General features: G+C 58.4%; 2 protein-coding genes. Both read left to right on the forward strand.

The genetic code is table 11. The features are described from left to right. Positions 1-1,257, forward strand: a 1,257-nt coding sequence (locus CVU77_05580; GenBank protein ID PKN01407.1) for a hypothetical protein, incomplete at its 5' end; no start/stop codon positions are given. Between the two features lie 140 nt (positions 1,258-1,397). Then, positions 1,398-13,773: hypothetical protein (locus tag CVU77_05585; GenBank protein PKN01408.1), on the forward strand; the 12,376-nt coding region annotated here is incomplete at its 3' end.

Consider the following 13,773-nt stretch of genomic DNA (forward strand, 5'->3'; position numbering starts at 1 on the left):
TATACGGTGAAGTCGAAGTCGTGGGACAATTCGAGTCCGTCGATGGAAGAGACGAGTTACACCGACGGAGTTAACAGAGTGAGGTTCATTTACGACGTAAGCAAGCCCACGAGCGCGGTGACATATCCGGCCGACGGAAGCAATTACCGCGCGGCGACATTAACCACGATTTCAGGAACACACACCGACCTTACGCCTCAGGCGGGCCGACTTATGAGCGGCGTGGGAGTGGTTAAAGTATCGATACAGGATTTGACACATCCGACGACATATTGGAGAAACGGAACCGGCTGGGTTGAGACGGAAGATTGGGGCGCGACGACGAACGCGACGGTTTATCCGTCGAGCTGGACATTCGCCAACATACCGGCGTGGCAGACGGGCAGACAGTATAAGATTCGTTCGCGCGCGTACGACACCGCCGTGCCGACAGCCAACGACCAGTACACCGATTCCGCCCAAGCCGGCTACACAATAACATTCGACACGACCCCGCCGAGCGCGTCCATACAGATACCTTTGCATAACGGATTTTATTCGCAAGCCAACGCGCTGCCGAACATATCGGGCACGGCGACGGACCCCTTGCCTTTTGCGGGCGCGGCCCGGTCGGACATAGATTATGTAAGGGTTGCGATAAAAGATTTGGGCGCCGACTGGTGGAACGGAGTAGGATTCAGTTCGGCGGCGATATCGTGGCGCGCGACGGTAAAGACGGGCGGGCCTGTGTGGACGTGGGAATATCCGGCGGGGCAGGGCGCAGAAAATCTACCCGCGTGGCAGGACAACAAGAAATACGCGGTCTGGACGGAAGCGTTCGACAAATCAGGCAACACCGGCGGAGTGGTAATATCGACATACACGTACGACACGACACCGCCGACTTCAAAGATACAACTTCCGTCGAACCAGTATCACAAGTCGGGCGAATTGACGACGTTATCGGGCACGGCTTCCGACGGAGCCAACGCCAACAGAAGCGATTTGGAGATTGTCGAGATAGCCATACAAAGAGACCCCGAAAGCGCGGGTAATTACTGGAGTTGGGGAGCCGAGACATTTAGTTCGGGCGCGTCGTCGTACACGATCACAAACGCCGGGACTTTGGCGGCCTGGCAGCAGACGTGGCGCCTGCCGAACTGGGACAATTTCGACGGAGTGACTTTCAGGGTGTACGTCAACGCCAAAGATAAATCGCAGAATTATCAGGCCGCGTTGACGTCGTTTACGTTTATTTACGACATAACGCGACTATAACAGGCACCGCCGCCGACGCGGCTCCCGGGCAGGTCGATAAAGTTTATATAAGGGTCAAGAATAACACTGTCGTACCGGCCAAATATTGGGGCGGTGCGGGTTACAGCATATTAGACGCCGACAGAGACACCGCGTGGTTCGTGACGGCCACGACAAATTCTTATCAGCTGTGGACGGCCACTTTCACCGCATGGACCGATGGCTACAACTATTCGGTGGAGTCGCGCGCGTTCGACAAGTCCGGCATTTATTCCACTATTTACTCCTCGGCCGTATTTACTTACGACCAGACGCCGCCGACGTCGCGCGCCACGCTGCCGGCGCACAACGTTCCCATAAAAGAACTTGTCGCCATAACCGGCACGGCTTCCGACCTCGCCGACGGCAAGGCGATTACCGTAAATATGGCCGTCAAGAGAAACACCGACGGCAAATGGTTCGATTACTCGGACTTTAACTCTGCAAGCGTAGTGCCGCTTGAGACGGAGTTGTCGGTCAACGGGACTTGGTGGCAGTACGCGTACATCGCCTCACTGGCGTCCAAACTTTCGTCGGGAGTTTCCTACTACATAACATCGCAGGCCAACGACGCCGCGCTTCCGTCCAATAATTACGAGCAGTGGGCGGTTCTGGGCACGACATTCACTTTCGACAACTCGCACGCCACAACCACGGTAATACTGCCGGCGCACAATCTCTACTACAACACGCTCTCCCAGATACAGGGCACGGCAAGAGACGCGACTTCCGCCATAGACCAGGTAAAAACGGCGATACAGCGCCTTACCGACGGAAAATGGTGGAATCCCGACGGCGGCGGCTCTTGGGACGACACGACTCCCGGGTATAATCCCGTGTGGATCAACGTCTCCACGTCATCTCTTATCAACTGGACACTCTACTCTTCGTCGGTGCCTCCGTCGGGGCAGCTGACTCATGCCGCGCGTTACAACGTAATAGCCCGCTCGCTCGACAGACCCGGTAACGTCGAAGACCTATTTACCGTCGGGGCGAATTCGGTGACATTTACGTGGGACGTGGGCAAGCCGACTTCCGTAGTCACGGTGCCGGTCAACAACGAATACTACGGCGGGCCGTCAAGACCCATAACGCTTCTGGAAGGAACCGCCTCGGACGCGCCGTCCGGACTTTCCAACGTAAAATGGGCTATGGGAGAAGCGCCGACCGGTCCGTGGTGGTATCTCGACGGTTCCACTTTCAGTTCTCCGTCGGTAATATGGTACAACGCCGACGGCTTGACTCCGTGGAGCGCCGCAACCCCGCCTTTGCAGAACTCACGGCAGTACATAGTCAGAAGCAAGGCGCTCGACAACGCTACCAACGAGGAAACGCCCTCCGCCGGCAAGACGTTCACTTATGATAACGAGCGGCCGGTTTCCGGTATAGTGCGGCCTGTCAATAATAAACCGTACAACGCGCTCGTCTCGATATCCGGCACGGCGGCGGACAATACCGCCAACAACGGAATAATGGTGTCCGTGCGGCAGGTCGGCGGCAGCTGGTTTAACAATGTGACGGGCGAGTTTACCGTCGGGACGGAAGAGGCCTCGTGGTTTGCGTCGTCGGGAACGGCCGCAAATTGGTATTACTACGGAATACCTTGGGCAAGCGGCCATGAATATCTGGTTCGTTCAAGGGCGTTTGACCGCGCCACCAACGAAGAAATTCCCTTGTCCGGCAATCAATTCAAGTTCGACTCCGAGCCGCCGACTTCCTCGGCGACCTACCCCGAAGCCGGAGTTTATTACTCGGTTATCCCCTCGGTAACCGGCACGGCCGTCGATACCGGCGGTTCCGGCGTGCAGAAAGTGGAAGTCAGAATAAAGAACGTAACCGACACGCTCTTCTGGAATGGTTCGAATTTTGTCGCCCAATCCTCCTGGGTGCCGGTCGCGATGCACGTTTCATCGTGGTCATACTCCACGACGGTTTCGTGGAATTCAGGAAGGGTTTACCAGATAGCAAGCCGTGCCTGGGACGTGGCCGGCTCGTCGGAAACAGCCGGAGAAATTCCCGATGCCGGCGACGTCGAATTTTTCTATGACGATACCAAACCCGTCACTAAAGTGCTTATGCCCGTCGGAGGGGACTTCTATAAGACGCTTGCCATCGTCTCCGGAACGGCCGCAGACCCGATGCCCGGAGGGGGAACTGTCGCAAGCGGTATAGCGACGAGCGGCGTGGATTACGCCATACTGAATAAGACGATAAGCAAGTGGTGGTCGGGCGGAGCGTTCAACGATAACGACAGGCAATGGTTCGCCGCTACGGGCGAAGCCGACTGGCAGTTTGCATTCTCCGATATAAACTGGGACGACGCGAGCGTCTATCTTATAACCACGCGCGTCCGCGACAAGGCCGTGGCCCCCAATTACGAAACCGCGTTCACGGTCGACGTCAACTCGGTTACGTTTACCGTAGATAAATCTACGCCCGTCTCTTATATCAGACATCCGTCCGGCGGGCTCGTAACCAATTCTTTGCCGTCGATATCCGGCACGGCCCTCGACGTCAACACGCCTTCCAGCGGCATAGACAAGGTCGAAGTCGCCGTGCGCCGCGACGCGCCTGCGCCTGTTAAGTGGTGGACCGGCGCCGTATTCGATTCCGACGTCTCGTCGTACGTAGTCACGCAGGCGCTTACACCCAATAACACTTTCTGGTGGTACACGGGTTTCGAGGCGCAGCTTGTGACCCATTCCACTTACACCGTATTCGCGCGCGCGGTCGACAAATCGAAGCCGTCGGGCAATTATGAAATCACCGGCGGGTCGAGACAGTTCGTCTACGATATCACCAAGCCCACGGCCGTTGTCGTTTCTCCGTCGGCCAACGCCAACTTAAACGAACTTACGCAGATAATCGGAACGGCCTTTGACGTTTTTGGAATTGTGCAGGTCAGGGCGCTTATGCGAGATCTTACTTACCCCAATACTTACTGGAACGGAACTTCCTGGCAGGTCGGCGAGCCCGCTACGTGGCCCGCTGCTACCGGCGGATCTTCATGGACTTATGATATGACGGCATTTTCCGACGGACATCAGTATCAGGCGACGGCCCGCGCTTATGACACGGCCGGCAATACCGGAAACCCGTCGACGGCAAAAATATTCAAGTACGATACTTCGCGGCCGGTTTCGCGCGTTACGCTTCCCGTTAACGACGGATTCTATCGCATCCTTCCTACGCTTTCAGGCACAGCGTTGGACCCCGATACGGGCCCCGGCACCACGGGTATCGGCTCCGTCAAAGTTCTTATAAGTAAGGCCGGCGGCGATTACTATCAGGGCGGCGGCACAGTTTGGTCGGGCACAGTCACGGAATTGCCCACTACGCTTTTTGATATGGGAGCCGGAGACAAGACGGGCAAATGGCGCTACGATTCCGATATGCCTGTGTGGGAGGACGGAGTAACTTATACCGTGCAGTGTAAAGTTTACGACAAGGCCGGCAACGCCGAAATTGAACCTCTGCACGCCGGCTCTACGTTCAAGTTCGACTCGACCCCGCCGGATTCGCTGGTCAATTTGCCGGAAAATATTTATGAGGCGCAGAACAGGGGATATGCTTCTCTCGGGTCCATTACCGGCACCGCCGTCGATGCGAACGGAATAATGGGTGTCAAGATAAAAGTTTACGACGAGAGCGAGGGACTTACCTGGAACGATGAAATCGGCAACTGGGATTCTCCCGACGATGAAACGGAAAAATTCTGGACGGTCGTGGCCGGCTCGGGAACCGGCACGGTCGTATGGTCAACCTCGACGGTAATAACGTGGACGAACAATAAAATATACAGAATAGTTTCGCGCGCCCGCGATTACGCGGCCAACTACGAAGTCGAATTGTCGACGACGCGCGTAAAGATAGACGACACGTCGCCCACCGCCGGCGTGACCCAGCCGTCCGGCAATAACATTAACTCTTTGCCGGCCATATCGGGCACGGCCCGCGATGTCGAGACCAGAGTGCTTCAGGTCCGCGTCAGAATCAGAAGACAGTTCGACGGAAAATACTGGTCGTTTACGGGATGGCAGACATTCGGCGATCCGTCGAGCGCGTGGATAAACGCCGCGGGCAACGGCACCGGTATAATCAACTGGGCTTACACGCACGACAATTTCCTTGACCCCGCCAGCCCCGACTACGCATGGACGAGCGGACGGACATATACCATAGACGTTGAAGCCCGCGACCCGAGTTTGCCCGCGCCCAACATCCGCACCGTCACCGACGCCTACACATTCACGTTCGACAGGGCGCCGCCCGTCGCGCGCACTGTCTTGCCCGCGTCAAACGGCGCATATAATTCTCTCGACAGTATAACCGGCACCGCGATGGATCTTACCGCCGGTTTGCAGAAAGTGCAGATACAAGTTTACGACGTCACCGCCGGCGCGACCTGGTACGACGACGGCGCCAGCAAGTTCTGGTCGACGGGCGATATCTGGGTGAATCTATCCACGTCCGCTGTTGGCGGAAGCACCGTAACGTGGTCTTATGTCGAACCCGCCCTTATGGATGTCGGTCAGCCCGACGGATGGAAAGACGGCCGCACCTATCGCGTTCGCGCCCGCGCCTACGATCAGGCCAACAGTTACGACGGCTCGCCGAGCCCCAACGTCTCCACGTACGTGGTCACCAATCAGTTTATTTTCGATGTGACCAAACCGACCTCGACGATAACCATTCCCGAGGACGATTCTTACAACGTCGACATAACCAGAATTTACGGCACATCCGCCGACACCTTCAGCGGCGTAGGCAATTCCGGAGTGCTTACCGATGGGGCGGAGGTCGTGATAGTTCTTGACGCCGACGAAAACGACGTTCCTTCCGCAGGCGACTATATATGGGATTGGAACGGCTCAAGTTACACGTGGGTAGATTACGCAGGTTCCCTTGTATGGCGTCCCACCATCGGCGGACTGAGCTGGTATTCCGGCGATGTCATGACGGGCAAGTGGCGCTCCGGCAAATGGTATCTGGCCAAGGCCCGCGCCAAAGACCTTGCCGGCAACGTTCAGGATCATACGCTTATGCCCTGGAAGCGGTTCTCCGTTACACTGCCGGCCAAGTCGTTCAACGTGACGGCGCTTAACACCAGCCCGACGGCCGGAACGGCCGTGAGTTTGGTGGTGGAAGCCAAGGACCAGCTCGAAGGCGGCGGCGACCGCGCCAGAAACTATCGCGGCAGAATCAGATTTACCGTCGACGGTTCGATATCGGCTCCCGGCGAGCCGGAGATTCCGTACGTGACCGGCGACGAAGCCATCACGTGGAAGGGTTGGCTGCCTGCCGATTACAGATTTACCGAGGAAGTGCAGGGCGCCACGACCTTCAGCGCCATGATATCGAGCGAAACGCTCAAACTCGTAAAGACATCCTCGCGCAGAGTTTACGTTACCGACATCGACAGCACGTCGGTGGTCGGCTTCGCAGATCTTACCGTGAGCGCCGCCTCCCCCGAAAAACTCCGAGTTCGCGCGCCCGGCTCAACCGGCAAACCCGGCACGCTGACGGGTCTCGGCGGTTCTCCGTCGGAGCGCACGGCGGGCGTTTCTTTCAGCGCTACCGTGGAGGCCACCGACCGCTACTGGAACATAGCCGCGTCTACGTCGACCACGGCGCGTCTTGCCACATCCGATGTCTACGCGACTTCGCTTCCGCAAGACAAAGCCCTCGTCGGAGGCGACGGCCTGCCGAAAGGTTCCACTACTTACGACGTCACTCTGGTGACGCGCGGCAATCCCACGCTTACCGCCTCGGATATAGGCGGCACGGCGTGGTCGGAACACACTTCTGGGCCGGTGCCCGTTGCCGCCGCATCCGTCAACCGTCTTATGGTTCTTGCGCCCGGCCAGACGCCCGTGTGGGGCAAACCGCCTTACTCTGTGCCATATAATGACGGCGGACGCTCCACTACCACCGCTACCGTGCAGACCGCAGGCGTTCCCTTCACGGCCACGGTTTTTGCGGTCGATAATTTCTGGAACCGCCGCGACGACGTTTCGTCCGTCATACGTCTTGTCACGAGCGATACCTACGACATTCATCCGACGACGACTCCTCTTTCCGGCGGCTCCACTACGTTTGTCGTTACCATGATAAGATCCGCCACGCAGTATCTTGAGGCGGGAGTGTTCAGCGGCACTTCCGTATCGTCGGGCACGTCCAACGGCATATTTGTAAGGCCCAATCCCACCGTCGGAGAAATGAAACTCCAGGTGCTTGTGCCCGGCGAAACCCGCGTGGCGGGCAAAGCCAACGCGCCCGAATCGCTTTACTACGGCGGTGAAGAGCCCTACGGCAAAGCAGGCACGCCCGACGCGCTCACTGCGGGGTCGACTTATCAGGCCACGGTAAATCTCGTCGACAGATTCTATAACATCGTGACCAATGCCACGATGCCCAAGGTCAACGTTAATATGTCGCCGTACTCCATAGAAGTCAATCCCATTTCGGCGTCACTTGTCGCGGGTACCAGAAACTTCGGCATAAATTATCTTGTGTCGACGTCCCAGACCAACGGCCCTGCTTCGCGCAGCGTGGCGGTAACCGATTCCGGAGAGACGGGAACCAATTATACTGCCGACACGAGTCCGTCGATATCGGTAGTGCCCGCGTCGATATCGAAACTTCAGTTACTTGTTCCCACTGAATCCGCCGCGCCCGGCACCGCGGAGGGTAAATCCGGGTCGGCGCAATCGCGCGTCGCGGGTATTTCATTCAATGTGACAGTGCGCGCCTGCGACGATTACTGGAACCACAACACCGCGGGCGACAGACAGGTCAAGATAATTTCCACCGACCAGTACGCCGCGGTGGTTACGGAATCGCTGCCGTCGGGCGTGGGCCAGATAATAAAACCTATGATACTCCGCCGCGCCCGCCCCACGGGCAATACGCTTGATACTGTTTACACCGACATCACCGCGCGCGACGATTCCGGCGAAGCGGTGCTCTGGAGTTCTCAGACGGTATCGGCTATAGAAGTCAATCCGGACACCGATTCCTCCGAGGGTAAGCGTAAACTTCAGATAGTAATGCCCGGACAAACCGCCCAGCCGGGACATCCCGCCGGTATCACGGGTAATATCACGCCGCGCACGGCCGGCTCGGGATTCAGCGTAACAATTAACTCCGTCGACTCCAACTGGAACCGCCTGCCCGTTGACGCTCCCGTCGAGACGAAGGTTACTCTCATAGACGATAATTATGCCGTCGTGCCGACCACCAAGACAATGGTGGCCGGTCAGGAGATATTTACCGTCACGCCGGTCACGGCCAAGCAGCAGAGATTGAAAGTTGAGGATGTCGAGAATCCGCCCATCCCGCCCACTTATGTTTCTACGACAACCGTATACTTTACGGTCAACCCCGCCGCGGCTACTCGTCTGCAGGTATTGGTGCCCAATCAACAGAATGTTCCCGGCAAGTGGAGCGGTTCGCCGACCGCTACCGAGCCCTACGGCAAGAATACTTTCTCTACGGTAAATCAGACGGCGGGCGCGCCCTTTAATGTTACCGTGAACGCCTGCGACTCGTATTGGAATATCACTTCGACCAACGTTACCGTCGATGTTAAAGTCGTGATCACGGCTATGGACGAGGATCCCTACGGCGCGGTATTCGCGTCCACTACCACGCTCGTCAACTCTTCTACTTTCACGGCCACGGCTTACACCGCCGCAACGCGCCGCCTCCGTGTGCAGAAAGTCGGCGGAGGGCTTACGGAACAGACGGGCGAAGTCATCACGATAGAGCCCAAACTGCCCGCCTCAAAACTTCTGATATTCGTGGCCGGCGAATCGCACGTCCCCGGAAAATGCCCCGAAGTCGGCGCGCCCGCTCCTTACGGCAGGTCGGGCACGCCTACACGGCAGACGGCCGGTCAGTCGTTTGGTATTTCCGTGGCGGTGACGGATGATTTCTACAACAGGGTTACGAACGTCGACCCGCAGCCGACGATACGACTCTCCGCCGCCGACCCGCACGACCGGCAGCCGCCGCAATCGGGCCCGACTTACATCGACGAGCCGATGTCCAACGGCCAGATAGGCATAGACGCGCCTTACTATTGGTACTTGGTTACGGCGTCCACATCCGGATGGTCGATCTCGGCCGACGACATTTCGCCGAACATTTACGCCACGGCCGATTCTCAGCCGATAAAAGTAAAACCCGCGCCGCACGCTCCGGGCGAGGGCAAGCCCAGAAAACTTTTGACCCTGCTGCCCGGCGAAACGCTTGATTCCGGCAAACCGCCGTATGACTATCCAAACAATACCGGCGGAAAATCCGGCGCCGCAACCGCCAGAACTGCGGGCGCGGACTTCACAGTTACGGCTCACGCCGTTGACCACTACTGGAACGTAATTAACGACGCGCTGTACGAAATATCTCCCGTCGAGGGCAATGCTTATACGGAAATTACCACCACCGACCTTTACGATTCCGAGCCGGGCGCGGCGGTGATGGTAAACGGAACCATTCCGTTCGGACTCAATCTTGTGACGGCGAGCACTTTCACCTTGACCGTGACGGATATCGAGGCCTCTCCTCCCAGAGGGTATAATTATCAGTCGTACACGACCGTCGTGTCCACCGTCCAATCCGCCTCCGCCGTGCGTCTGCAGGCATTACTGCCCGGCGAATCGGCTCTGCCGGGTTCTGCGACGGGCAAAACCGGCAATCCTACCGTCTGGAACGCCGGGCAGCAGTATTACATTACTGTCAACGGAACCGACCAGTTCTGGAACCGCAGAAATGATTCCGTGGCAAGCGTGCGTTTTACCGCGACCGGCGGTTATGAAACCGTCTACTCCACGGCGCAGTCGCTCATATCGGGCACGGCGCAGATTCCGTTTATGTTATTTACCGCCTCCACGCACACTATACTGGCCGAAGACATAGACGCCGCGCCGCTTGACCCCTTCACCGTGCCGGTCGTAACCGTCACGTTCAATTCTCCGACGAAACTTCTTGCCGTAATGCCCGGAGAGACATATAAACCCGGACGATGGAAACAGACCCCCGCCGGAAAAGAAGGCGCGCCCAATACCTACACCGCCGGCGAACAGTTCACTCTTACGGTTTACGGCGTGGACACATGGTACAACAAGACGTCTACGACCACGTCGTCGTTTATCGAGACGACCGACCCCTACGACGTTCACCCCGCCACGGCCAACATAGTCAGCGGACAGGTTACTTTCAACCAGGCGTTCGTGTCGGCCACGGACGCGCTTAACTGGAATACATCGTGGACGCTTGGGGCCAAAGCGCCGCAGTCGAATATGAGCGCCTCGACGGTATCGGGCATATCCGTCGCCGCCAACGCCCACGTCTCTGACCCCGCCAACCGCCGCCTTATAGCGATATTGCCCGGTCAGACATATAAACCCGGCAAGTTCGGCGCAACCCCTTACGGTCTCGACAACTCGCCTTCTTCGCAAGTCGCGGGTTCTACGTTCACCGCCACTGTTTACGCGACGGATAATTGGTGGAACAGAAATTCGTCCTTCAATCCTACGGCCGACCTTACCACCAACGACCCCAATGACACCCATCCGTCGGCGAGAACTCTTGCCGCCGGCGCGACGACGTTCCCCGTTACGCTGATAACAAGAAACGACTCGGGCTGGACGGTGTCCGTGGCCGCCGGAGGGTTTACGGCTTACAACTCCGCCGACGTAACCGTGCAGCCGAACACGGCGTCCAAACTTTTGGTATTGCTGCCCGGACAGTCGGAAGTGTGGGGAACCGGCGCGGGAAGGAGCGGCGAGCCCGACACGCAGACGGCCGGCTCGGCTTTCGTCATCACCGTAAAATCCTGCGATGCGTACTACAACTTCCAGCCGGCCGATACTTCATCCGTGTCGGTGGTCACCAGCGACCTCTACGACAACCATCCGTCGACCCGCGCGCTCATAGCGGGCGTGACGCATTACACCATACTGCCCGTGACCGCATCCACTCAGACGATAACGGCGCTCGACAGATCCGCGCCCTTTATGGCCGACAATATTTCCGACGTCTACACAGTGGACGCCGGCACGGTGTCGCGCTTGCAGGTGTTGCTGCCGGGCGAGACCTCTCTACCGGGCTCGTCGGGCGGAAAACAGGGAACTCCGCAGACGCTGACCGCCGGTGTCACATTCTACGTTACCGTAAACGCCACCGACGCGTCGTGGAACGCCAAGGCCGGATACACCGATAACGACGGCGTTCGCATTGAGACGACCGACTCCTACGACATTCATCCGGCCACGCAGCCGCTTGCCAACGGCACGACGGTATTTGCCGTTACGCTGGTTACGCGCGGATCGAGCCACAGAATTTACGCCATCGACACTTCCATCGCGCCCGACGGATGGTATTTGTCCAACGGCACCTCGACCATCGCTACGGTTAATCCCAAGATAGACGTGCTTTCCGAGCTTCGGCTGCAGTTGATTGTGCCCGGAGAGACGGCCGCCGAAGGCAAGTGGAACAACGGCGTGAACGCCGCGCCCTACGGCAAAATCGGCGCGCCTACGGCCCGCACCGCGGGAACGTCGTTCAACGTGATTGCGAATCTCGTCGACAGATACTGGAACCGCGTGGATTCCGGCGTGGATATGCAGTGGGTGGGTCTTGAAAAAATAGGCGATTACGACCAGTACGCCGTGTATCCATCGTCGAGACCGCTGGTTGGCGGCACTACGACATTCCCCGTGGAATTCAGAACTTCCGGATTCGGGTCGTCGCCGTCGTCGTGGACGCTGACTCTAAGAGACGTCGACCAGACGACGCCGGACTTCTCCGACGACACTTCGCCGAGAATTACCGTCAACCCCGGCACCGCCAAAAAATATTTGATAATCACTCCCGGCGAAACGTGGGCGCCCGGAAAGACATCGGGCAAGGCGGGCAAGACCGAGGGCTCGTCGGTAAATACGCAGGTGGCGGGCTCAACTTTCACGGTTACGCTCTATCTTGTCGATGACTTCTATAACGCGCCCAACCAGAGCGTCGTGCCTACGGTGGTGGCGTCCGATCCGAACTGCAAGAATCCGCCGTCGCCCGGCGGCGCGCAGTACGGGCTCACCGGCGGCGTCAGAAACGTCGACATTACGCTTGTGACCGCTTCCACCGAGGGCTGGACGGTAACGGCCTCCGGCGGAGGAAGTTACACGGAATACGTAACGCCGGCCATCAAAGTAAACCCCGCCGGGCCGTCGCGGCTGCTGGCTCTTCTGCCGGGAGAGTCGCACGCTCCCGGAACGTCGACGGGAAAAACCGGAGAGGCCGTCGGCCAGACCGCGGGAACTCCGTTCGCCGTTACCGTGCTTATCACCGATAACAGGTGGAATCTGGTTACGACCACGTCGGCTTTCATCGGCGTTTCTACGGAAGACCCCTACGACGTCCATCCCGCTTCCGCATCCACCGACTCCGGAGTCAAGGTCTTCTGGGTGGAATTCCAACGCGGCGTGGGTGAGGCCTACGCCATAAAGGCCTCTACTGCCGGCGGTAACAATCTTGCGTCTTACGTTACTCCGGCTATCACTTCGACTTTCGGCTCAGCAGTCAAGTTGCAGCTTCTTGTTCCGGGCGAGACGTCCGTGCCCGGCCACGACGTCATCGGCGGCAAATCGGGCCTTACCGAATTCTGGACCGCCGACACACCGCGTCTCGTTACGGTAAACGTCGTCGATAAATACTGGAACAAAAATACCAATGTCAACACGACCGTGCGGCTGACATCCAACGATCCGTTCTTCGTGCCGCCCGACAACCAGCCGACGAACTTCGGCTCGGTCGAAATCTGGGCCACGCTGATTACGTCGTCGTCGACGGCCGAAGGCGGCTGGACGATAACGGCGTCCACCGCGGCCGGCGCATCGGCAGACCATCTGGTGTCCACCACTTCTCCAAAGATTCGCGTTCAGGCGGGCACGGCGTCCAAGATTCTCGTTATGGTTCCGGGAGAGGAACCGCTGCCCGGATCTTCGACGGGCAAACAGGGCAGTCCGTCGGTGCAGACCGCCGGCGATGTGTTCCTTGTCACCGCGCAGGCCACCGATTCCAAATGGAACCCTTCGGATTCTACGGCGACGGTGCGCCTTACCTCAAACGACGGCTACGCTCCTGCGGTGGCCGACCAACCGCTTGTGGGCGGAGCCACGGTGTTTTCGTCCACGCTCATAACCGGTAACGCCGGCGCGCTCAATACCGCCAACCGTAACACAACCGTAACGGTCGCCGACGTCACTTCGCCCGCGCCGCCTCTCCCTCTTACGAGCGGCAATTCCGTCGTGCCGGTCAAGGCCGCGCCCGACGCCGTGTATCTTTTGATGCTGATGCCCGGACAAACGCACGTGCCGGGCCGTCCGCCTTACGCTCCGACGGGCGAGGGCTGGTATCCCGGAGGCGCGTCCGGAACTCCGTCGACGTGGCTGGCCGGAACCACTTACTACGCGACCATCGCCGCCTGCGATAAATACTGGA

It is taken from the genome of Elusimicrobia bacterium HGW-Elusimicrobia-1 (genome assembly GCA_002841695.1).
Lineage (GTDB): Bacteria > Elusimicrobiota > Endomicrobiia > PHAN01 > PHAN01 > PHAN01.